This window comes from Marinobacter sp., assembly GCF_048269445.1.
Classification (GTDB): Bacteria; Pseudomonadota; Gammaproteobacteria; order Pseudomonadales; family Oleiphilaceae; genus Marinobacter.
Window position 1 is genome coordinate 538122 of record NZ_JBLXIQ010000002.1, and the last position, 22764, is coordinate 560885.

The window sequence follows — 22764 nt, forward strand, 5'->3', positions numbered from 1 at the left end:
GTTTCTGTTACTTAGTTATCGTGGCTGTCCGAGTACGGCAGCAGTGCCAGGTAGCGGGCACGCTTGATAGCGGTAGCCAGCTGACGCTGATAACGTGCTTTAGTGCCGGTGATGCGGCTGGGCACGATTTTGCCGGTTTCAGTGATGTAGCCTTTCAGAGTGTCCAGATCCTTGTAATCGATCTCTTTAACACCCTCTGCCGTGAAGCGGCAGAACTTACGACGTCTGAAAAAACGAGCCATAACTTAACTCCTCAACTCCGGTTAATTACTCTTCTTCGTCCTGGGTTTCAGCCTGCTGACGTGGCTCGTCAGATTCAGCTGAACGACGCGGGCGATCATCGCCGCCACGACGATCTTCACGGGACTCAGAAGCTTTCATCGGGGACAGGTCCGTATCAGCACCATCGCGGCGCAGGATCATGTCGCGGATGATGGCATCGTTGAAACGGAAGTTGTGAGTCAGCTCGTCCATCGCTGCCTGTGAACATTCAACGTTCATCAGTACGTAGTGAGCCTTGTGAATCTTGTTGATCGGGTAAGCCAGGTGACGACGGCCCCAATCTTCCAGGCGATGTACCTGGCCACCATCTTCAGTGATGACGCCGGTATAACGCTCGATCATCGCGGGCACTTGCTCGCTCTGATCCGGGTGTACCATAAACACGATTTCGTAGTGACGCATGAGTTCTCCCTACGGTTTAAACAGCTTCCTTTTTACCGGTCATATTGAGCAATTCGCGACCGACAAACATGAAAGCAAGGAGTTGACAGCCGGAGCTGCCGGTTTTTTTGCTTTATCAATAAAGCCTTGCAAGAAAGGCTTGATCAAAAGCGAAACTTCGCACTGCCAACATTCAGGCAATACAAAACCACCCCTTGGAAAAGGGGTCACGTATTCTAGGCGGGTGGGCCCCTGTGTGCAAGGGTTAACCAAGCCGCTGGCGCAGGGCTTCGTATAGGCAAACACCCGTAGCCACGGACACGTTGAGGCTGTCCACATGTCCCAGCATGGGAATATTGATCAGCTGATCGCAGTGTTCACGGGTCAAACGGCGCATGCCCTTGCCTTCGGCACCCATCACCAGCGCCACCGGCCCCTTGAAATCGGCCTGGTAAAGCGTTGCATCCGCCTCACCGGCGGTGCCAATCAGCCAGACACCCTGGTCCTGGAGACCCCGAAGGAAACGGGCGAGATTGGTCACCCGAACGAACGGCACGGTCTCTGCTGCGCCACACGCAACCTTACGGGCTACCGGTGTCAGTGATGCGGATTTGTCTTTTGGCACAATCACCGCCTGAATACCCACGGCATCGGCCGTGCGCATGCAGGCGCCAAGATTGTGGGGGTCGGTTACCCCGTCGAGCACCAACAGGAATGGCGGCTTGTCACTGCCGGCCAGTTGCGCCAGAAGGTCATCTTCAGTCCACTCCCGGCTTTCGCTGACCTCTGCCACAATGCCCTGATGCACACCGGCAACCCGCTCGTCGAGCTCCCTGCGATGCACCACTTTCCAGCGCACCCCCAGCGTATCCAGCACATCGGTGATGCTCTTGACCCGCTTGTCCTGCCTGCCGGTCTGAATCCAGACCTGCTGCAATCGTTCAGGCTCACGCTTGAGAACCGCCTCAACCGCGTGCCAGCCAAACACAAACTCTCCGGACACTGGTTCTGCTTCCTGTTACTTGGCTGAATTGCGGGGTTTGCGCTGTTTGCTGGCGCCGGACGACTTATCCGGCGCTTTGCCGGACTTTTTCTTTGTCGCTTCTCTGGCCGCTTCCGCGACCAGCTGATCCCTGGCACTTGAGGACTTACCACCCTTATTCAGCTTCGCACTCTCCGGCTTGGCCTGGCCACGGGAGCCCGAGGGCGCGCCGCCCTTCTTGCGACGGCCCTTTTCTCCCCGGCTTTTCTCGCCACGTTTACCGTCCTTGCTGCCCTTACCGCCACGGGCCTCGCGCTTGGACATGTCCAGGGAATCCCGGTCTGCCTGGCGCCGCTTAGGCGTACTGATCAGCTCCAGATCAATCTTGCGATCCTCCATCCCCACGCGGACAACCCGCACACGAACTTCATCGCCCAAACGGAAACTCACTGCCGTGCGCTCGCCAATCAAGCGGTGCTTGGCGGCGTCATGGTGAAAATAGTCGCCACTGAGGGTGGAAACATGAACCAGCCCCTCAATGTAGATACCCGACAGGTTCACAAAGAAGCCAAACGGCACCACAGCAGCAATAATGCCATCGTACTCTTCGCCTTCATGGTCCTTGAGGAACTCACACTTGAGCCAGGCCATGACATCCCGGGTGGCATCGTCCGCCCGGCGCTCGGTCATGGAGACATGCTCGCCGAGCCGCTCCATGCTGGCATAGTCGTAGGGATATTCAGCGAGTTCGGGATCCGTAACCGGTGGCGTTACGACATCTTTCTTCACCCCGGGGTTATGAATACGGGACTTGATGGCCCGATGCACGATCAGATCCGGATAGCGGCGAATTGGCGAGGTAAAGTGGGTATAACTTGCAAACCCCAGGCCGAAGTGGCCGCTCTCTTCCGGGCTATAAACCGCCTGGCTGAGCGACCGCAACATAACCATCTGGATCACGTTGGCATCAGACCGGTCGGCCACTTCCGCCAGCAGAGCCTGGTAATCTGACGAGGCCGGCTTGTCTCCGCCCCCCAACTGCAAACCCAGCTCGCCCAGGAACAGGCGAAGGGCGTTCAGTCGTTCTTCCGAGGGCCCATCGTGAACCCGGTAAAGGGCCGGCATCTCGTGCTTCTTCAGAAAACGAGCCGTGGCGACGTTGGCGCAAAGCATGCACTCTTCCACGATCTTGTGCGCATCGTTCCTTTGCACCGGAACGATTTCCTCAATCTTGCGCTCTGCATCGAACACGATCTTGGTTTCAGTGGTTTCGAAATCGATAGCACCACGCTCAGTGCGCGCTCGGCGCAGAAGCTTGTAAAGGTCGTACAGATTGTGAAGATGCGGGAGAAGATCCGCATACTGGGACGCCAGACGGTAGCCCTGCTCGGTATCCGGCCGCTCCAGCATGTCGCTGACCTTGTTGTAGGTCAGCCGGGCATGGCTGCGCATCACCGCCTGATAAAAGGTATAGCCGCTGATGTTACCGGCCGCACTGATCGTCATGTCGGCCACCATACACAGGCGGTCGACATCCGGATTCAGGGAGCACAGGCCGTTGGAGAGTTTCTCCGGCAGCATCGGCACCACATGGTCCGGGAAGTACACTGAGTTGCCCCGGCGAATGGCTTCTTCATCCAACGGAGACTCGGGCCGAACGTAATGGGACACATCGGCAATCGCCACGACCAGGCGATAACCGCCACGGGGACGGGGCTCGCAATAGATTGCGTCATCAAAATCCCGGGCGCTTTCGTCATCGATGGTGACCAGCCGCATATTGCGGATGTCGACCCGGTTTGCCTTGTCTTTTTCGGCAACCTCGGCGGCAATTGAAGCCGCCTGCTCACCCACGGCTGGCGGCCAGCTATGGGGAATGTCGTAGGATCGAATGGCAACATCAATCTCCATTCCCGGGGCCATGTGCTCACCGAGAATCTCGATCACCTTTCCCGTTGGCTGGGTGCGAATCGTGGGCTGGCGCAGAATTTCCACCACCACGTACTGACCATGGTAGGCCTCGCCGGCATGCTCCTCCGGTATCAATACCTCGTGATTGATCCGAGCATTCTCCGGAACAACGAAGGCGATACCACTCTCCTTGAAAAAGCGACCTACTGTCTGCTCTGTGCGGTGCTCCAGCACCTCAACAATCACACCCTCCCGGCGACCGCGATCATCGACCCGGTCAACCCGGGCAGCAACCCGGTCACCATGAAATACCTGGCGCATCTGGCGCGCCGTCAGGAACAGGTCGGAGCCGCCGTCGTCCGGCACCAGGAATCCGAAACCATCCTTGTGACCAGTGACCCGGCCCGTTACCAGATCCGCTTCTTCAATAGGTAGGTAAGCGCCACGGCGGTTACAGATCAGTTGGCCGTCTCGGCACATGGCAATAAGACGGCGACGGAGGGCTTCGATACCTTCCGGCGAGTTCTGTCCAAGCTCGGAACACAATGTTTCATGTGTTGCGGGAGCCCCGCGATCCTTAAGATGCGAGAGGATAAATTCCCGGCTTTGAATAGGGTTATCGTAATTTTGGGCCTCACGACTGGCGTGAGGATCCCGGTCTTTCTTATTTCTGGAAACCATTCGGATCCTTGCTTTACTTCTGTACCAAAACGGCACAGTCTGGATTCATTTGCGATGGAGTATAACGTTGGGATGTAGCTCCTGCCTATCAACCTGCCCCGAATAGGCACAAATACCTGCCATTCTTTTTGCAAGAAAACGTTTGACAGCCTTGGCGGGAATTATTAAAGTACGCGCCATCGGTTGAGGGATACACCTCACCACTGGCAGAAACGTCTAGTTTTCAACAAGCTAACGCTCTGCAAATCACCTGCCGAGGTGGTGAAATTGGTAGACACGCTAGCTTCAGGTGCTAGTGGGGGCAACCCCGTGGAGGTTCAAGTCCTCTCCTCGGCACCATTCTTTCAGAATGGCCTTCCAGACCAGATTGACCCCTTAACGAAAAATTTAATATCCTCTGTAATATCGAGAGCCTGTATACGGCGGTTTCTTCTGTGTGCGGAAATAAAGTTGTTCTCAATAAACTGCGGAAACAACAGCTCACCCATGGCGACTCCACCCTTCTTTGTGCGCCCTTCAGTCTGATCATGATTTAAATGGTTACGGGAAGGTCAACTGCACGAACGCCAAGCCACCGAGTGCACTTGAGGCCTCGCGCCGCGAGATTGAGGGAACCTGCATCGGTCTGCCCATTACCCGGCAAATCATCGAGATGATGGACGGCACAGTCGGTGTACAGAGCAAGGCCGGTGTCGGCAGTATTTTCTGAATCGAGTTTCCACTATAAAGGCGAGGCTGAGTTACAGGCCCCCTGGTTTAAGCCGTCGATCCGAGTGAAAACCCTATCCGGATTCTGCAAAATTCACTCTGTCACTATCCGCTTCCTGCAAAAAAAACAAGAATGCAACGATTCGAAAGCATCAACCCAGTTCATTTTTTCAATAAAATACAATAGCTTATAAAATAACCCCTGCCGTTCTTTTGGTGCATTTTAAATTCACCTTAAAAACAATACGTCGCAATCTGAACCATACTCACCTCCGTTGAAGCGTCGGTTTTTATATTCACCATATTGCCGCAAGAGAGGTTCATCCGTGCGCTCGAACCAGCCCGTCACCAACCGAAATGTGCCCGTCAGTAAGGGCGCCAACATTCTTTCAACAACCAACCCCAAGGGACAGATTACTCATATCAACGATGAGTTCGTTGATATCAGCGGCTTCTCCCGGGAAGAACTGATTGGCCAGCCGCACAACATTATTCGCCATCCCGACATGCCAAGGGCGGCATACGAAGAAATGTGGCGCCGGCTGAGATCCGGCGAAACCTGGCTTGGCGCGGTAAAAAACCGTTGCAAGAATGGCGATCATTATTGGGTCAGGGCTTATGCCATCCCGGTTATCGGGAAGAACGGAGAAGTTGTCGAGCTTCAGTCAATCCGATCCCAGCTGAATCCTGAGGCGGAGGCCCGTGCAGAGAAACTGTACGCCAAGCTGCGAGCAACCCAGCCGACCAAAGGACCGGTAGAGGCAGCAAGCCTTCGTCGGGGACTGCCACTGAACGTGAAGCTGATAATCACAATGGCGCTTATACTGGTCGCAGCCAGCGCAGCTCAATTCTTTGCCACGTCAGCCTTCGCCAACCTCGCAATCTTGCTCGGTGCCTTTTTAATCACAGCAATCGCAATCACCACTCTAACCAGCCCGCTGCGACAATGCGTCCAGAGAGCCCGGGGAGTCATCAATGACACTGTCGCTGAAAAGATCTTTACAGGACGCGTCGATGATGTTGGCAGCCTGGAGCTGGCTATAACCCAACAGGCCGCAGAGCTCGACGCTATCGTCAAACGAATGCACGATGTGATCGGCAAACTGGAAAGCGGCGCCGAGCAGACGATTTCCCGGAGTAATGACGCTCACTCTGCTGTTCAGGAACAGTCCACCGCTACCGATACCATTGCGTCTGCCAGCGAAGAAATGTCCGCCACGTCCCGGGAAGTGGCGAGTAACGCTTCCGGTATGCTTGACCAGGTTCGGATGGCAAACGACCGGGTTTCCAGCGGTCAATCCCTCACTCAGGAAACCCGCCACAGTATGGACTCGCTCTCGACAGAGCTTTCTGAAGCATCCCGGGCTGTAGGCCAGCTAACTGAAGCGAGCAAGGGTGTCGCCCAGGCACTCAGCGTCATTGGTGAAATCACCGAACAAACCAACCTGCTCGCCCTGAATGCTTCGATTGAGGCCGCAAGAGCGGGCGATGCCGGTCGCGGCTTTGCAGTGGTCGCCGATGAGGTACGCAGTCTTGCGTTGCGAACAAAAACGACAACGGAGCAGATCAACGAAACCCTTGGCCGCTTCCATGAAACGGTTTCGAATGCCACCGACTCAATGCAGCGCTGTGGCAGCTATGCGCAGAAAACCGTGGAAAACGCCATCAGCTCGGAAAACACCCTTGCAGAGTTGGTGACATTCATAGAACGAATTTCAGAAGCATGCGATGGCACTTCCGCTGCGGCAGAACAGCAACACAATGCTTCCGCTGAAATATCAGGGAAGATCGTCAGCATAAACGACCTTGGTGATACAGCCATGGGAGTGGTCAAGGAAGCCCAGGAATCCATGCACGAACTGAAACGCCAGATCGGTGAAGTGGCCGGGCTGGTTTATCGGCTACGCGAGCGGAACAGTACCTGACTCAGTAACATTCAATGAATCGGCTGATGGTTGTACCGAGTGATTGAAATCCGGGTTTTAGGCAACGAAGAAACTGTTGGCTGGCTGAGGCGGAAGGGGAAAAGCCTCGCCACCGCCGGGTTACGTTGTCAGTTTTCTGGCATGGATGGCGCTGCCAGAGCAACCAATGCCCCTGATATCTGGCTTATTGACCTCGATGCCTGCGGTGAATGGTCTCTTGCTCAAGTACTCGAAGAGATCAATCCCATGAGCGCCAGCAATGCGATACCGGTGCTAATTACCGGGAAATCGATCAGCATCGGGCTTGCCAGGGAGGCAACCCGTGGTGGAGCGCGACGCTTTCTGGATAAACCTCTCACACCACGCACTCTTGCCAACGCCTGCAGAGAGCTCGGCGTATCCAGCACTCTGACCTCAAAAACGGCCGTAGTTCTTGAGGACCGGCCGAAAATCCTTGAAAAAATCTGTCAGTCACTGGCCGAAAAATCAATCAATACACTGACTGCCAGAGCTGTTGAAGATGCGCTCAATCTGGCCCGAAATAACGATTCTGACGTTATTGTTATAAGCCACAACAAAGACTCGCTGAGCTATCACGAGGTCTCGGCACTCTTTGGTTTTTTCCCGGAATGCTCGGGGATTCCGGTTATTTTCATAACCGAAGACATTGCCAAAAACGAAGCAAAAGACTGCCTGAACCTGATCGGTAGCGGGAGCTTTTGCTCATCATACCGAAAACTGGGGCAGTGCATTCTGGAGCAGACAGGTCAACAAACTGGTCGCAAACTCTCTGGTGGGCGGGTCTATGACATCCTGCACGAACGGGAACAGGAACACTTTGCACTGAATCATCACGCCATTGTCAGCACAACGGACAACAGAGGGCGCATCACTGAAGTAAACCGGAGCTTCTGTGATGTCAGCCAGTACTCCGAAAGCGAGCTGCTCGGACAGAATCATCGAATTCTGAAGTCTGACTACCACTCACCCGATTTTTACCGGGACCTTTGGAAAACCATATCCGGAGGTGATGTCTGGCAGGGAGAGATATGTAACCAGGCCAAAGACGGGACCCACTACTGGGTGTCATCGACGATCGTCCCGTTTCTCGACAACAGAAAGCGGCCCTACAAGTACATAGCCATCCGAAAAGATATCACTCATGTGAAAGCATCCGAGCGTCAGATCAAGCTTCAGGGCCAGCTTGCAAAACTGGTCAGCGAGGTCAGCGCGGGTATTCTTTCCGGCCACTGGAACGACGCCCCTTTAACGCTCCTGACGGCCCTTCACCCGCTTAGCGAGTTTCTGGAGGTCAGTCATGTCTCCATTAAAATTCACCAGACTGATCACATTCTGGCAACGTGGCGAACATTCACAACGGATGTCGGCAAAGCCCCGACCATTTCCATTTCAGCCACCAGTGAAACTCCGCCACTGAACGGCAATAGTCACAAGCTTGAAACAGCCTTACGAGCAAATGGAACAGAAATAGGTTACCTCGCGCTTTACGCCAAAGGCAGCAGCCGGACCGAAGTCTTTTGCGATCAAGGGCTGGTTAATATACTCGGCAACGTCATTTCGCAAGCCCTCACACGCTGGATATCAGAGATCCAACAGGAGCGCAGCCGAGAGCGTCTGCGCAGGGCACAATCATTTGCAAATATTGGAACCTGGGAGTGGAATCTCGAAACCGATGACCTGTTCTGGACCGAGAGAGTCCCCATGTTGTTCGGGTACCCAGAGGGCGAACTCGAAACGTCTTTCGAGAACTTTGTTGCAGCGATACACCCGGGTGACAGGGACAGGGTAAAGAGCGCGATACAGGCATCCATCGAGCATGACACGCCTTATCAGATAGAGCACAGGATTATCTGGCCCAACGGCGCCGTGCGATGGTTGCTGGAAACCGGAGCGGTTGTCCGCGGACAGGATGGCACCGCGCAGCAGATGCTGGGCGTGGTGGAAGATATCACGGCGATGCACGATACCAAGCAACAACTGGCACGCCAGACCACCCTCTTGAACATGCTCCACGACTCTCTCACCGCATTTGTTCTGGAAGGTAAATTCAGGGCAACCCTTGACTCCATGCTCGGCAGTTTGCTCGACCTTACCGACAGCAAGTTCGGCTTCCTGGCCGAGGTTTTTTTCACCGCCGAGGATGCCCCCTTCCTCAGGGTTCAGTCTATTACAGATATTTCCTGGAACCCCGAATCCGCCGAAATGCATAGCCGTGCCGGCACGCGCAATTTTGAACTCCATGACCTGGATAACATGCTGGGGGCATCCATCCGCCAGCGAGAAATCGTTACCGTCAATGAGTCTCAGGCTGAAGGACTTTTTATTGGCCTCCCCGACGGACACCCAAAAATCCGAACACTTCTCAGTGTTCCCATTTTTATCGGCTCGGACCTGGTTGGAACCTTTGTTCTTGCGAATCGAAATTCAGGTTACGACACTACGATCATCGAGTTTTTACGGCCTTTCATGGCGACCTATGGGGTCATTATCAATTCCCAGAGAATGCTCGACATGGAGGAAGTAAACCGGAAGAGCCTTGTGCGCGCGAAATTGCGGGCAGACCAGGCAAACCGCGCAAAATCAGAGTTTCTCTCCAACATGAGCCATGAACTGCGCACGCCACTGAACGCCATTCAAGGCTTCGGGCAATTACTGCAAAGCGACTCAAGACTCAGTGAAGATCAACAAGACAGCATTAGTGAGATCCTTTCAGCCGGCAGGCACCTGCTCGCTCTGATCAACGAAGTACTTGACCTTGCCAGAATAGAATCCGGCAAGCTGGAGCTGTCGCTTGAAAGCCTGCCTGTCAACTCGGTTATTCATGAAGCACTGACACTGATCAAGCATTCTGCTGAAAAGCAAGGCCTCACTATCACAACCCGTGACATTGAACATTACCACGTGACCGCTGACTGGACTCGCCTCAAACAGGCTGTCCTGAACCTCCTATCCAACGCCGTAAAATATAACCGGCTCAATGGGAGTGTCGAGATTGAAGCCGGACTTTATCAGGAGTCTTGGGTAGAAATCCGAATCTCGGACACCGGGCACGGCATTCCAGAGTCTCATATCCCGGATCTATTCCAGCCTTTTAACCGATTGGGGGCAGAACTTGGCCATATTGAAGGCACCGGGATCGGGCTTTCACTGACGCGGCAACTGGTCGAGCTGATGGGTGGCAGCATTGGTGTCACCAGCACCGTCGGCAAGGGCTCAACCTTCTGGATACGCTTACCGGCGGAAGATCGCGACACATGCACCAACGGCTCGCCTACGCTTCATTCAAATCCTGCCCCGGATAACGGCGAAAAGAATCTTCACGCAGGCAAATGCACGATACTCTACATTGAAGACAACCCTGCCAACCTGAAACTTGTCGAGCGAATCATTAAGCGCGAGCCCCGATTTATTCTGGTCTCCGCAACCAACGCTGCAGATGGTCTGAGGCTGGCAAGCAACTATCCGCCGGATCTCATTCTCTTAGACATTAATCTACCGGACATGGACGGTTATTCGCTCCTTGGCAAACTGAAGTCATTTAAACACCTGAGTGAGAAGCCCATGCTGGCGCTAACGGCAAACGCCATGAGCGACGACATGCAACGAGGCAGGAATTCCGGTTTCGATGACTATCTGACCAAGCCCATCAATATCGACGAACTGATGAACACACTAAAGAAATTTCTCGGGTAACGAAATCATGTACGCTTTTTCAGAACAAAACCTTCATAAGCAGACCATATTTGTCGTGGACGACGAACTGGTGAACCTGAAGCTGCTGGATAAAGTTCTTACATCTGCAGGGTACACAAACCTGATCTTGATCAACGACCCAAACGAAGTCCTTCCAGCCTATCTGGAGCACCGGCCTTCGCTAATTCTCCTCGATCTGAACATGCCAGGCATGGATGGCTATCAGGTAATGAAAGCGCTGGCCGGGCTGGATGACCCCCTTATGCCACCGATCATTATTCTGACTGCCCAGCACCAGCAGGAGTATCTGCTTAAGGCTCTGGAAGCCGGAGCCCGGGACTTCGTCAGCAAACCGTTTGACCGTCGCGAATTGCTGATGCGGGTCCGGAATTTCCTGGACGCCCACGTTGCTCACAGGCTGGTCCGAAACCAGAAAGATCATCTGGAAGTTCTGGTGGAACAGCGGACCCGGGAATTGCAGGAAACCCGACTCGAAATTATTCGCCGGCTCGGCCATGCGGCGGAGTACCGTGATGAGGAAACCGGAAACCATATCATCAGGATGAGCAAGATGTGCGCTCTGCTTGCCGAAAAAGCGGGGTGGCCCGACCAACAATGCGACCTTATTCTCCTGGCCAGCCCGATGCATGACATCGGCAAAATCGGAATTCCCGATGCCATACTCCTGAAGCCGGGAAAGCTGGATCCCGACGAGTGGCAAACGATGAAAAAACACGCCGAAATTGGCGCCCGTCTTCTGGACGGCAATGACAGCGACCTCCTCGTCATGGCCCGCGAAATTGCCATAAGTCATCACGAAAAGTGGGATGGCTCCGGTTACCCATTCGGGCTCAAGGGAGAGGACATTCCGGCTTCCGGAAGAATTGCTGCCCTGGCAGATGTATTCGATGCGTTAACTTCCGAACGACCCTACAAAAAAGCCTGGGCATTGACCGATGCCGTCCAGCTAATACGGGACAATCGTGGGAACCACTTCGATCCTGAGCTCGCTGACCTCTTTCTCGACGATGTTAAGGGATTTGTTGACATCAAAAATGCCTATCTGGATTACCCGGAACAAGAAGCCCAATGAAGCTGGACAACGCCCGGTGGATGATCAGCGTCATTCCCGATGCCCCCATTCTGATTGATCAAGCACGAACCATTATTGCCGCCAACCATAATGCAGCAGAATTGTTTTACAACAACGTAGCCGTTCTGGAAGGTATCACTCTGGACACGTTGATACCCCAAGCCTCTGTGACAGCCCACAGGAGATATGTTGCTTTTTAAAAGAATAAACGATCTGTGTGAACATGCTTTGGGGGACAGAGTGCTCAGCCAGGCAACGACACTGGTACACGCACGGCTGCGACAATCCGATCATGCCTACCGACTCGGTGGTGAGGAGTTTGCAATCCTGCTCAGGGAAGACCGTATTGAAAATGCCTGGATCCTCGCAGACAGAATCCGCCAAACTATTGAGGCTGCCCGCTTCAAGCTTGATGATGCAAAAGCAGGTGTGACGGTCAGTTTCGGGATCGCCAAATTCCGGAACTCGGACACTAACCACGAAGACAGCTTAAAGCGCGCCGATGAGGCCCTTTATAATAGCAAGTCAAACGCAAGAAACACGGTCAGCATTCTTGAGTGACCAACTCTTCTCCATATCTCGTTAAGGATTCCAGATTTCTGATGGTCTCACTCGGATACTCCCCAAAATGCTCACGGTAGTATGACGAAAAACGCCCCAGGTGGTTAAACCCGCACCTGAGTGCATGCTCGGCGATCAACGGCCCCTCCGGATAACTACAGATCAGGGATTCCCTTGCCTTTATCAGGCGCCGGGACCTGCAATAATTATACGGAGTCATACCCGTGTATTTCTTCATGAGGTAATACAGATTCCGGAGACTTAACCCTGAATCCCGGGCAATCGACTCAAACTCGACGCCCAGCTCGAGCCGTTCGTTTATCAGGTGCACTGCCTGACAAATCCGACGCTCATCGCCCACCCGTGGTCTGCCCCTTCTTTTGGAGTCGAACCACACTCCATTATCACGGTACAGCGCCAATGCCCGCTCAAAACGTCGGACCCTCTCCATCGCATGTTCGTGATTCCTGAAAAACGGCGTCTCAACCAGAAAGCTATCCAGTACGCTTGCAAGTTTTGGGTCGCCACTTTCGGGCAATGCATTCGATTCTTGTGACAAAGGCTGTGCCAGCTGAACGATAAAAAGATGCGCTCCATCCGACACACTGGCGCAAAATTCGGCATTAGGCTCAAGCACAAAAGGAATCCCTGGCGCACAGAGAAAGTGCTGACCTTCAACCTTAAACTCTACGGATCCCTGCAAGGGCATAACAATTGTCGAAGCTTCCGCATTTGCCCCAAATATTTTTACCGCCGAGTGGAGGTAGATACCACAAAGATTGATATGTTCAGCTTGCAGAAAGGCAAGGCGGGCGAAGAAATCCTCTTGCCCATCAGAGCGCCTTACCTCTTGGGATAGGCTCGTGCTTCCGGTTAACACCTGCAGCGAGGATAGCCAACGGTCCGGCTTTCGTGTGGCAAGCCGGAGATAGTGCTCAAGTACAAAGAATTGGCTACTGCAGGCCCGCATCACAACAAGTTCCCCGTGGACACGATCTCGTCGCGTGGTCGCAGAGTTTACAGAGAGCGGCCCCGTCAGGGGTATCCGGATATTGCAATTATTTGCATCAGGAATAGAACTTTGAAAACTTTATAAGCGGCGCTCACATTAGTCAACCGAGATTTTTTTATAGCAAATTGAATATATCCGGCGTTATCTTTTGTAGCATCGGGACCTTAAGCAATATATACCAATCGTATACTTGTTCTGGATGTCGAGGATTCCGATGACGTGAAAGTGAATCCGCGTTCTGCCGGGTCCCCATTTAAAAGTTCAGCACAAACCACATCATCACAAAGCGTTACCAAAAACAACAACAAGTATGCCATTCTGAAACATCTTGTTTTATAACGGCCCGCAGAAAAACCACTTTATGCATAAATATGCGACATAGAGTCTGCTGTGCAGACTAAATGCCGCTCCTGAACTCTTCCCTGATCCGTATCAATTTCTATAAAGACCTACAAATTAGGGATAAGCCGGAATCGATCCATTCGTGGTCAAACACATTCCAGCATTGCGCGCAAAAAAAACAGCACCTCTTCCTGGGAAGAAATTCACCGGGCAAAGTCTACTTTGGAGGCCGGCCACGAAATGCCCACCACTGGATAGTTATATCCAGTGGTCTGTTCGATTTCAGGGAGTCGTTGAGGGTGGAATGCCTGAAACGCTATAACTTACCTGAACACCTGATAGCTCGATGACGCGGCCTGGAAAACAGCTTTCGACCGGAAATCGTCAAAGATGAGCCCTGGAACCGGAAAATAGGTGACATTCCGGTGTCAGGCTATGGCGAAATCACACTGGACATCGGCTCACTCTGCGATAGCTGCAGTGAAGAGATAGAGGCTGCCCTGCCCGTACGCTCGGTCATTCCAGCAAACTCAACAAATATTCCGACAGCGTCTGATAGACATACTCCACCCGCGCATAGGCCGACGTTGGCAATCCCTCAAACTCGCGGCCGCATCTTGCGGTGGAGTCATAGCGGGTCAGATAGGCATCACGGATAAGATTCGGCTGCTCCTGGGCGAAGCCGGGCGCATCCGCTGGCGAATAATTCATCGCCCATTCGAAACTCCCGTCACCCGTCACCCGGCCGAGATCGGACAACGCCGGATCCAGAAAGCCGTAGCGCAAAAGTCGCAAATTCGAGTGCTCAGAATCAGAAAACGCCCGGGTATCGAATTCGAAAATCAGATCTGTGAAAGCGACCGGCTGAGGCTCATAGCCAGAAAATTTATACCCCTGATAGCCCGTGACAACCTGACTGGCGTCCAATACCTCATCAGGAACGTCGCACGTCGAGATGCCGCCGGGCAGAGTAACCGCCTCCAGCTCACTACCATCCCGAGATATTCGGTAGCCCGGAAACACCTGTGACGAATTGTTGGTTTCCGGAATAAGCCTATGGGTTGTTCCACCAGCATATTCGGCCACTAACTCCACCAGCGCCCCGCTCTGAATGGTCCAGCTGTAGACAACCTCCGGGGCGCCCCCCAGCTCGGTCGAATCCGCAGAAATGTCCGCATGGTCATGGCAGGTGGTGACAGTCTCAAAATAGATCTTCTGATTATCCCAGTCGAAGATCAGCCTCTCATCGACGTCATCAGCGGCATAACTGATCCGGCTTTGCTGCGAGAGCGCAGCCGAGGGCAGCCACTGGGTCTCCAGCTCTGCCATCCGGCCGCCGACATTGATCAGCCTTGCCAGCTCCGGCATGGACGGTGCAAGACATCCGTTCGCTGACACCGACAACAGCTGTCCGCCCTCACTGTAGTCAAAGTTCAGCTCAGCGGAGATCAGAAGACCAGAGCGGTTCGCCGGCAGGGTATCCTGGTTGGCGGGCTCGGAATAAACCTTCTGATTGGTTAGCAGGACAGGATCACTGAGTTCAACCGTCACCTCGGGGAGCTCAAGCGCATCAACATCAATATTGGCGTACCCGCCCTGCTCAGCGGCATCAACCACGGCAATAACGTTGTCGGCGTTATGTACCAGCGACAGGCCCAGTAGAAATGCGGCTTCTTTGCTTAGGAATCGTTCCGTACCGTCACTTCCTTCGGTCGCTAACAAGTCGTTATAGGCTTCCGGAATCTGGCTGGCCATGAATTTTGCCAGCGTACGGGCGTATGCGTGGGAACGATCATCCTGGGCGAGGATGTAATCCCGCACCAGGTTCAGATCCCCCAGACTGGCAGCAGCTCCGGCGGGAGTTGCCAGGAAAGATCCCAACCCCACCAGCCCCCGGTACCGGGCCAGAGTGGTCAGCGGCGTGACATTCCGGACACCGGGAGGTGCCGACATGAGATAGGCGCTTGCGACAGGGGCATCGCCGTTCCGTGTCTCTTCCAGAGTTTTGCCGGGCAAGGCCACGGCATAAAGCGGATAGTCCCGAGGATCAATGTTCGGACCGATTGCCGGCTCCAGAGTCAGCTCTGAAACATCCAGTGAGAATCGGCCTCCCGGCCCGCTCATGGCCGTCGGTTCGCCGGAGTCGAGCGTAACCGTTTCGCCATTGTCCAGTTCGATAACCAGCGGGCCGGCGGTGAACTGACTGTCACCATCCATATCCAGCCAGACGCGGGCGTTCTTCAGGTAGCCGTCGATGACCTTGCCGGTATAGGGGGCCGGATCACTGTACGCCACGCCATCGAAATCCCGCCCGTCCACGGGCAGCTCGTCGGATTCCTCACCGCAACCGGCCAGGACAAGTGAGAAAGCTGTAACAGAGAGACCAATGAGGCGTTTCATCGCGGCAACCGTTTATCCTTGTTAGAGGTTGTGCCGCTACTTTAGGGGATGTGATGGCCGGAGACCTTGATAGGTTTGGCAATTTGTAAAGTTTGGTAAAGTGAGACCGGATAACCCCATCAAAACCTTTACCGCGATATACCGCCAGGTTACGACGAGCAGCTGTAATGGGAAAAACCGCCAAGATTGAACAACTCTGACGGCTTCAGCCGGTAGTAGTGCGCCTCGACGGCATTTGATTGCTCTGCATAGGGTTGAGTCAATACATCCTGCAGCGCTCTCAGTAGCTGGTAATCACCATCGGCTGCTCGCTGATAGGCAGGAACCACGAACCACTCGCGCATGGTGTATTTTGGATTCACGAGTTTCATGCTTCGGGAGAGTTCCTCGCGGGACTGGGAACCGGTGCCATCCCCGTCGATTCCAATTCGCGATTTCCACTCCGCAAGCCATTCTGACCAGCGCTCGAGCAGCGCTTCCGAGTCGGCCCCTCTTGCTTGATTCATTGACCTGTAAAAGCTCTTTTCGATTGGCCCGAGGTCATCGGGTATTGAGGAGAGCTCGCGAAAAAAGATGGTGTAATCCACAGGCGTTTGCGTCATCAGCATCATCAATTCCCTGAAGAGTTCGACGTCAAAAGCCTCAAGGCCCAGCTTTGCTGACCACATCCTTTGCATTTCCGCCTGCATCACTTCCGGGAAACCTCGTTGAATTTCATCAAATTGAGCCAGTTCGGCTTGGTGAGCCTTCAGCAGAGGCCTCAGGGCCGAACAGAAACTCTTGAAGTTCATTTCCGCTGCCACGGGTTGATTCAGGAATGAGAAGTGCTGTCCCCCACCGGTCCATGGTTGGTAAAAGGGTTCAAATACTTCACAGAAGCCGAAGGGGCCGTAATCCAGAGTGAAGCCGCCGACGGCGCAGTTGTCACTGTTGAAATTACCCTGGCAGTAACCAACCCGAATCCAGTTCGCGACCAGGGAGACAAGACGGCTGCGGAACTCACGCCCGAGCATCACGATTTTTGTGGGAGTCGCAAGTGTTTGATCAATAACCCCGCTGTACTCCCGATCAATCAGGTGCAGCACCAGCTGCTCGAGCTCTTCAATTGCTCGGGGATGTTCCCGCTTTCGGGCCCTGCGACCAAAGAGTTCGAGTTGCCCCACCCGAATGAATGACGGGGCCACACGGGTAGAGATTGCGACCGGCTCTGAAATGAGCTGGTCTGGATCCCTCGCATGGGAGCCTTCAGAGTACCAGGGCCGCGACACCTTCTCCGTTTTCGACACATACAGACTCAGAGACCGGGAGGTTGGCACCCCAAGTGCGTGCATGTGCTCCTGTGCCAGGAATTCACGAACGCTGGAACGCAGAACCGCCCGGCCATCGGCGCCGCGACAGTAGGGAGTCCGTCCGCCACCTTTTAACTGCATTTCCCAACGCCGACCATTTAGAACAGCTTCAAGTACCGAAATTGCACGGCCGTCACCATACCCGTTGCCGGTCTGAAACGGGCACTGCTGGATGAACTCGGTGCCGTAGATGGAGAGCGCATAGCCGCACGCCCAACCAACTTTGCTCATCGGCTCCGGCGCAAGTGACAGGTCTCCGGAGAACATACGGATAAAGTCAGCGGACTGGACCAGACTGTCTGCAAAGCCTAATTCGCGGAACAAACCTTCACTGTGGGCGACGTATTCAGGGGTCTCGATGGGCGTTGGCCTGACTGGAACGTAGTGCCCTGAAAAGACCTGTCGTGGACGGAAATCAACGCCATCGGGAGTCGCATCAGGATCACAGGCCAGACTATTCATCAGGGAATAGTCTGCCATTGGTGCAAGCTCTTCGAGGCTGGTCACTTCGAAGCCGGTTTCTTGTGACAACGGATGATTCATCTATGCCCCTCCTGATTCAAAGAAACAGGCAGTGCTGGCACTGCCTTCAGTTGCCCCTGCGATCAGGACCCAAGGGTGACCAGTCCCCCTGGCCATGCTCAGAATGAACGGGCAACGATTTCCTTCATGATTTCATTGGTGCCTGCATAGATCCGCTGCACCCGTGAGTCTGCCCAGGCCCGTGCAATCGGGTACTCCCACATGTAACCGTAGCCGCCATGAAGCTGAACGCACTCATCCATCACCTTGCACTGCAAGTCCGTGGTGAGCTGCTTCAGCATCGCCGCCGTGGGAATGTCGAGCTTCTTGTCCAGGTGCAGTTCCAGGCACCGATCGGTAAACACCCGGGCAGAGGTAATTTCCGCTTTCATTTCCGCCATTTTAAAACGGGTATTCTGGAACGCAATCACCGGCTTGCCAAAGGCATTTCGCTCCTTAACGTAATCCAGTGTCCATTGCCAGGCAGCCTCGGCTGCGGCAACAGCGCCCAGAGCAACCTGCAGACGCTCGGCCGCCAGCTCCTGCATCAGCTGGAAGAAGCCCTGACCTTCCCCCGGGCCGATCAGATTTCCTACAGGCACTTTCACGTCCTGGAAGAAGAGTTCCGAGGTGTCCTGGGCTTTCATGCCCACCTTGTTAAGGTTCTGGCCCTTCTCGAAACCTTCCCACGCGGATTCCACCATGAACAGGCTGATGCCCTTGGCACCTTCCTTGGGATCGGTTTTGGCGACAACAATGACCACATCAGCAAGCTGGCCGTTGGTAATGAAGGTTTTCGACCCGTTCAGAACATAGTGATCGCCGTTCTTGACCGCCGTGGTTTTCACGCCCTGAAGATCTGAGCCCGCGCCGGGCTCGGTCATGGCAATTGCACCGATCATCTCACCACTGGCCAGTTTCGGCAGGTAATGGCTTTTCAACTCGTCGGAACCATAGTTAAGCACGTAGGGCGCAACAATGTCAGAGTGTAAGCCCCAGCCAATACCGGTCAGGCCGGCTCTCGCCACTTCTTCAATCAGCACCGCACTATAACGGAAATCCGCACCGGCGCCGCCGAACTCTTCTGGCAGGCACGGGCAGAGGAATCCCAACTCGCCGGCTTTCTGCCAGAGTTCGCGGCTGACCTGGCCGTCCTTCTCCCACTGGTCATGGTAAGGCACGGCTTCCTGCTCCAGAAACTTGCGAACGGAATCGCGAAAGCCTTCAAGATCGGCGTCGAAGAGAGTGCGTGGAATCATGATGAACCTCGGTGAAAAACCTGTGTTGTGATTGTCGTTCACCAAGTCTCTGCCCGGAGGCCGGTTTGCTCAATGATGAAAAGCATCAATCGGGCTGGCCAAAACCATCGCCCCGAGGCCGCCTCAACCGTTGCGCTTACCGTCTGCGCGGGCTTCGCCCCAGCGCGGCATCAGATCCTGGGGCAGGTTCAGATGATCAAGGATACGGGCGACAATGAAGTCCACCAGGTCGTCGACCGATTGCGGCTTATGGTAGAAACCCGGGCTGGCCGGCATGATCACGGCCCCCATGCGGGTCAGCTTCAGCATGTTCTCCAGGTGCACCTCCGAGAAAGGCGCTTCCCGGGGCACCAGGATCAGGGGTCGACGCTCTTTCAGGGCGACGTCGCCGGCCCGCTCAATCAGGTTGTTGCTGGCTCCGGTTGCCAAGGCGGAGAGCGTGCCGGTGCTGCAGGGACAAACCACCAGCGGGGCTTTTTCCCCGGAGCCGGAGGCCGGAGGAGCAAACCAGTCTTCCCGGCCGAACACCAGCACCTGGCCTGGCGCAGCCCCGGCATAGGCAGACAAGGTCTCCTGCATGGCGGGTGGCGCTCCCGGCAGTTTCAGATCGGTTTCCGTGGCAATCACTACCTGGGCTGCCCGGCTGACCATCACGTTCACCCGGCACCCGGCCGACACCAGGCACTGCAACAGCCGCAAGCCGTACTGGGCGCCGGAGGCGCCGGTAAAGGCCAGATTAACGGTCGATACCCGGGTTTGGTCGTTGGTCATAAATTCCGCCACTCGTCAGTCAAATGAAGCCACCGGCCGTGCCGGATCAGCCACGGATACGCTCAAGCTCGGCAATGAGTTTACCGTGAATGCCGCCAAACCCTCCGTTGCTCATGATCACAATGTGGCAGGGGCTGGGCAGATCTTCCAATACCCGAGTCAGCAATCCCTCCACCGTAGCTTCGACCCGGTGCCGATCGGAGCCGGCATTGAGCTCCTGCCAACCGGAAATCAGTGCAGGCAGCCAGTCCATCTCGTTCAGGTTGGCCCACAGAACCCGGTCTGCCATTTCGGCGCTGGGCAGCAGTGTTTGCTGATGGACGCCCTGCTTCATGGTGTTTGAGCGCGGTTCGATCAACGCCAGTATTGGCTCATCACCCACCTGATTGCGCAAGCCCTCAAGAGTGGTCGCAATGGCCGTCGGGTGGTGGGCAAAATCGTCGTATACCCGCACACCACCGATATCCGCCAGCAATTCCATCCGCCGCTTAACCCCGGAGAACCGGCACAAGGCCGCCACCGCATGATCCGGAGTGACACCCACATGGCGGGCGGCGGCAATGGCAGACAAGGCGTTGCGGACATTATGGAGGCCCGTCTGATCCCATTTCAGGGTCGCCACCGGTTGCTCGTGGTGAATCACCAGGAACCGGCTGCCATCCTCGGAGAGCAACTCCGCCCGCCAGTCCGCGATACGCGGGGTCTCGCTGCCAATGGCGGTATCCTGCACCGGGCTCCAGCAGCCCATAGCAAGGGCATTATCCAGGTGACCATCCACCGCAGGCCGCACGATCAACCCCTGGGAGGGTACGGTCCGGACCAGGTGATGGAACTGACGTTCAATGGCTTCAACGTTCTCGAAAATATCCGCGTGGTCAAACTCCAGGTTGTTCAGGATCAGGGTGTGGGGCCGGTAATGGATGAATTTGGAGCGCTTATCGAAAAAGGCGCTGTCATACTCATCCGCCTCGATAACAAAGAAATCGCTGTTGCCAAGGCTAGCCGACACCGGAAAATCCCGGGGAACCCCACCTACCAGATATCCTGGCTCGAATCCGGCCTGATCCAGTATCCAGAGCAGCATGGCGGTGGTCGTGGTTTTGCCATGAGTGCCCGCCACTGCCAGCACCCAACGGTGCCGTAGCACCTCCCGCGCCAGCCATTCCGGTCCGGACATATAGTCTATGTTGCGGTTGAGCACGGCTTCCACTTCGGCGTTGCCACGGGACATGGCGTTACCAATAAGCACGAGATCCGGCTGTGGCTCCAGATGGTCCGGGCTGTAACCCTCCATCAGGCCGATGCCCTGGGCCTCCAGCTGGGTGCTCATGGGGGGGTATACACCCTGATCAGAACCGGTCACTGTATGCCCAAGTTCCCGGGCCAGAACGGCCAGACTGCCCATGAACGTGCCACAGATTCCAAGAATATGAATGTGCATTCGGCGACTGCCCTCTCCGTTGAAACCCGACAAGCCTCCCGTATCCGCCCATGCCCGTCAAGAGCCAAGCTATCCGCAATCCTGCTCATGAAAATTGGCCGCGTTTGGCGTATCATCAGCGCCATTGTCGAACCAGCAGGAGGCACCAGCCCGAGATGGCTATCAAAAACGCATTTTACGCTCAGTCCGGCGGTGTCACCGCCGTCATCAATGCCAGTGCCTGCGGGGTGATTCAGACCGCCCGCAAGCATCCGGACAAAATCGGCAAGGTATTTGCGGGACGCAACGGCATTCTCGGAGCCCTGAAAGAAGAGCTGATTGATACCAGTGTCGAGAGCGACGATGCCATTCAGGCACTGATTCACACGCCGGGCGGCGCCTTCGGCTCCTGTCGGCACAAACTGAAGAACATTACCGAAAATCCTCGTGAGTATGAGCGTCTGATTGAAGTGTTCCGGGCCCATGACATTGGCTATTTCTTTTACAATGGCGGCGGGGACTCCCAAGACACTGCATTCAAGGTGTCCCAGATCTCTGAAAAAATGGGCTATCCCATCACTTGCATTGGGGTTCCCAAAACCGTCGATAACGACCTGCCGTTCACCGACTGTTGTCCGGGCTTTGGTTCGGTGGCCAAATACATTGCCACCTCCACAATGGAAGCAAGCCTGGACATCAAGTCCATGTGCGAGACCTCAACCAAGGTATTCATCCTCGAAGTCATGGGGCGCCATGCCGGCTGGATTGCGGCCTCCGGCGGGCTGGCGGGCCAGGGAGAAGGAGAGCCACCCCACGTCATCCTGTTCCCGGAAATTCCGTTCAATCGCGATAGTTTTCTGGCCCGCGTGGACCACTGCGTTAAGGAGTATGGCTACTGTGTTGTCGTCGCCTCCGAAGGTGCCCAATACGAAGACGGCCGATTCCTGGCCGATGCCGGTGCCAAGGATGCCTTCGGCCATACCCAGCTCGGCGGCGTAGCTCCCGCCCTCGCCAACATGGTCAAGCAGGCCCTGGGTCACAAGTACCATTGGGCCGTGGCCGATTATCTTCAGCGCAGTGCTCGCCACATTGCCTCGGCCACCGATGTCGAACAGGCCTACGCAGTTGGCAAGGCCGCAGTGGAAATGGCTCTGGATGGCAAACAGGCGCTGATGCCCACCATCGTTCGCGAACAGGCCAAACCTTACCGCTGGAAGATTGGTGAGGCGCCTCTGAGCGAAGTGGCGAACCAGGAAAAGAAGATGCCGATTCACTACATTACCGACGATGGTTTCGGCATCACCCAGGATTGCCGGGACTACCTGGAACCCCTGATTTTCGGGGAAAGTTTCCCGCCGTTCGACAATGGGCTGCCGCGGGTTGCCAAGCTGCAGAATTCTCTGGTCGAAAAAAAGCTAAAAACCGAGTTTCGGTTTTAGGTCAGGGCTTCA

16 protein-coding genes and 1 tRNA gene are annotated in these 22764 nt (G+C 55.1%); 7 read left to right on the forward strand and 10 right to left on the reverse strand.

What is annotated here, in order from left to right:
* Positions 1-11: 11 nt before the first annotated feature.
* The 4 genes from rpsR to rnr all read right to left on the reverse strand — a co-directional run bounded on the left by rpsR (position 12) and on the right by rnr (position 4237).
* Positions 12-242, reverse strand: coding sequence for a 30S ribosomal protein S18 (rpsR, locus tag ACN0XM_RS05845; RefSeq protein ID WP_007154918.1), 231 nt, complete (start codon positions 240-242; stop codon positions 12-14).
* A 25-nt stretch (positions 243-267) separates the two neighbouring features.
* The gene (gene rpsF / locus ACN0XM_RS05850) at positions 268-684 is read right to left on the reverse strand and encodes a 30S ribosomal protein S6 (protein WP_099619387.1); all 417 of its coding nucleotides are present in this window, start codon (positions 682-684) and stop codon (positions 268-270) included.
* 244 nt (positions 685-928) lie between these two features.
* Positions 929-1666 carry a 23S rRNA (guanosine(2251)-2'-O)-methyltransferase RlmB gene (gene rlmB / locus ACN0XM_RS05855; protein ID WP_417565976.1) on the reverse strand — a complete coding sequence of 246 codons (738 nt, stop codon included), beginning with the start codon at positions 1664-1666 and terminating at the stop codon, positions 929-931.
* Positions 1667-1681: 15 nt separating this feature from the next.
* Positions 1682-4237 (reverse strand): ribonuclease R, encoded by a 2556-nt coding sequence (rnr, locus tag ACN0XM_RS05860; protein ID WP_417565977.1) that lies wholly within the window; start codon positions 4235-4237, stop codon positions 1682-1684.
* 252 nt (positions 4238-4489) lie between these two features.
* Between rnr and ACN0XM_RS05865 the strand changes: the two genes are divergently transcribed.
* The 6 genes from ACN0XM_RS05865 to ACN0XM_RS05890 all read left to right on the forward strand — a co-directional run bounded on the left by ACN0XM_RS05865 (position 4490) and on the right by ACN0XM_RS05890 (position 12238).
* A tRNA-Leu gene (locus tag ACN0XM_RS05865) sits at positions 4490-4576 on the forward strand.
* A 695-nt stretch (positions 4577-5271) separates the two neighbouring features.
* Positions 5272-6870, forward strand: a complete 1599-nt coding sequence (locus tag ACN0XM_RS05870; protein WP_417565978.1) for a PAS domain-containing methyl-accepting chemotaxis protein — start codon at positions 5272-5274, stop codon at positions 6868-6870.
* Between the two features lie 246 nt (positions 6871-7116).
* Positions 7117-10584 (forward strand): PAS domain-containing protein, encoded by a 3468-nt coding sequence (locus tag ACN0XM_RS05875; protein WP_417565979.1) that lies wholly within the window; start codon positions 7117-7119, stop codon positions 10582-10584.
* 7 nt (positions 10585-10591) lie between these two features.
* The gene (locus ACN0XM_RS05880) at positions 10592-11677 is read left to right on the forward strand and encodes an HD-GYP domain-containing protein (RefSeq protein WP_417565980.1); all 1086 of its coding nucleotides are present in this window, start codon (positions 10592-10594) and stop codon (positions 11675-11677) included.
* Positions 11674-11877: a hypothetical protein gene (locus tag ACN0XM_RS05885; protein ID WP_417565981.1), complete on the forward strand. Its 204-nt coding sequence runs from the start codon at positions 11674-11676 to the stop codon at positions 11875-11877. The genes ACN0XM_RS05880 and ACN0XM_RS05885 overlap by 4 nt, the downstream gene beginning before the upstream one ends.
* Positions 11864-12238, forward strand: coding sequence for a GGDEF domain-containing protein (locus ACN0XM_RS05890; protein ID WP_417565982.1), 375 nt, complete (start codon positions 11864-11866; stop codon positions 12236-12238). Before ACN0XM_RS05885 ends, ACN0XM_RS05890 begins: the two co-directional genes overlap by 14 nt.
* Here the strand turns inward: ACN0XM_RS05890 and ACN0XM_RS05895 are convergent.
* The 6 genes from ACN0XM_RS05895 to mpl form a co-directional block, all read right to left on the reverse strand.
* Positions 12222-13208 carry an AraC family transcriptional regulator gene (locus tag ACN0XM_RS05895; protein WP_417566073.1) on the reverse strand — a complete coding sequence of 329 codons (987 nt, stop codon included), beginning with the start codon at positions 13206-13208 and terminating at the stop codon, positions 12222-12224. The genes ACN0XM_RS05890 and ACN0XM_RS05895 overlap by 17 nt on opposite strands.
* Before the next feature lie 900 nt (positions 13209-14108).
* Positions 14109-15992 (reverse strand): hypothetical protein, encoded by a 1884-nt coding sequence (locus ACN0XM_RS05900; RefSeq protein ID WP_417565983.1) that lies wholly within the window; start codon positions 15990-15992, stop codon positions 14109-14111.
* A 149-nt stretch (positions 15993-16141) separates the two neighbouring features.
* A complete protein-coding gene (locus ACN0XM_RS05905; protein ID WP_417565984.1) occupies positions 16142-17884 on the reverse strand; it encodes a protein adenylyltransferase SelO in 1743 nt (580 codons plus the stop codon).
* A 98-nt stretch (positions 17885-17982) separates the two neighbouring features.
* Entirely contained in the window at positions 17983-19122 is a 1140-nt protein-coding gene (locus ACN0XM_RS05910) for an acyl-CoA dehydrogenase family protein (protein ID WP_417565985.1), read from the reverse strand.
* A 123-nt stretch (positions 19123-19245) separates the two neighbouring features.
* Complete coding sequence (locus ACN0XM_RS05915) at positions 19246-19893, reverse strand: flavin prenyltransferase UbiX (RefSeq protein WP_417565986.1); 648 nt, start codon at positions 19891-19893, stop codon at positions 19246-19248.
* A 46-nt stretch (positions 19894-19939) separates the two neighbouring features.
* On the reverse strand, positions 19940-21334 hold the full coding sequence (mpl, locus tag ACN0XM_RS05920) for a UDP-N-acetylmuramate:L-alanyl-gamma-D-glutamyl-meso-diaminopimelate ligase (protein WP_417565987.1): 1395 nt from the start codon (positions 21332-21334) through the stop codon (positions 19940-19942).
* A gap of 155 nt (positions 21335-21489) precedes the next feature.
* On the opposite strand from mpl, the gene ACN0XM_RS05925 reads away from it, so the two are divergent.
* A complete protein-coding gene (locus ACN0XM_RS05925) occupies positions 21490-22752 on the forward strand; it encodes a 6-phosphofructokinase (protein WP_417565988.1) in 1263 nt (420 codons plus the stop codon).
* Positions 22753-22764 lie beyond the last annotated feature (12 nt).

What these genes read in the sequence shown, in the direction of transcription:
- rpsF (WP_099619387.1), bottom strand. Translation starts at nt 684, where the DNA reads ATGCGTCACTACGAAATCGTGTTTATGGTACACCCGGATCAGAGCGAG.
- ACN0XM_RS05875 (WP_417565979.1), top strand. Translation starts at nt 7,117, where the DNA reads ATGAGCGCCAGCAATGCGATACCGGTGCTAATTACCGGGAAATCGATC.
- rpsR (WP_007154918.1), bottom strand. Translation starts at nt 242, where the DNA reads ATGGCTCGTTTTTTCAGACGTCGTAAGTTCTGCCGCTTCACGGCAGAG.
- ACN0XM_RS05915 (WP_417565986.1), bottom strand. Translation starts at nt 19,893, where the DNA reads ATGACCAACGACCAAACCCGGGTATCGACCGTTAATCTGGCCTTTACC.
- ACN0XM_RS05890 (WP_417565982.1), top strand. Translation starts at nt 11,864, where the DNA reads ATGTTGCTTTTTAAAAGAATAAACGATCTGTGTGAACATGCTTTGGGG.
- ACN0XM_RS05895 (WP_417566073.1), bottom strand. Translation starts at nt 13,208, where the DNA reads ATGCGGGCCTGCAGTAGCCAATTCTTTGTACTTGAGCACTATCTCCGG.
- mpl (WP_417565987.1), bottom strand. Translation starts at nt 21,334, where the DNA reads ATGCACATTCATATTCTTGGAATCTGTGGCACGTTCATGGGCAGTCTG.
- ACN0XM_RS05905 (WP_417565984.1), bottom strand. Translation starts at nt 17,884, where the DNA reads ATGAATCATCCGTTGTCACAAGAAACCGGCTTCGAAGTGACCAGCCTC.
- ACN0XM_RS05910 (WP_417565985.1), bottom strand. Translation starts at nt 19,122, where the DNA reads ATGATTCCACGCACTCTCTTCGACGCCGATCTTGAAGGCTTTCGCGAT.
- ACN0XM_RS05900 (WP_417565983.1), bottom strand. Translation starts at nt 15,992, where the DNA reads ATGAAACGCCTCATTGGTCTCTCTGTTACAGCTTTCTCACTTGTCCTG.
- ACN0XM_RS05885 (WP_417565981.1), top strand. Translation starts at nt 11,674, where the DNA reads ATGAAGCTGGACAACGCCCGGTGGATGATCAGCGTCATTCCCGATGCC.
- ACN0XM_RS05925 (WP_417565988.1), top strand. Translation starts at nt 21,490, where the DNA reads ATGGCTATCAAAAACGCATTTTACGCTCAGTCCGGCGGTGTCACCGCC.
- ACN0XM_RS05880 (WP_417565980.1), top strand. Translation starts at nt 10,592, where the DNA reads ATGTACGCTTTTTCAGAACAAAACCTTCATAAGCAGACCATATTTGTC.
- rnr (WP_417565977.1), bottom strand. Translation starts at nt 4,237, where the DNA reads ATGGTTTCCAGAAATAAGAAAGACCGGGATCCTCACGCCAGTCGTGAG.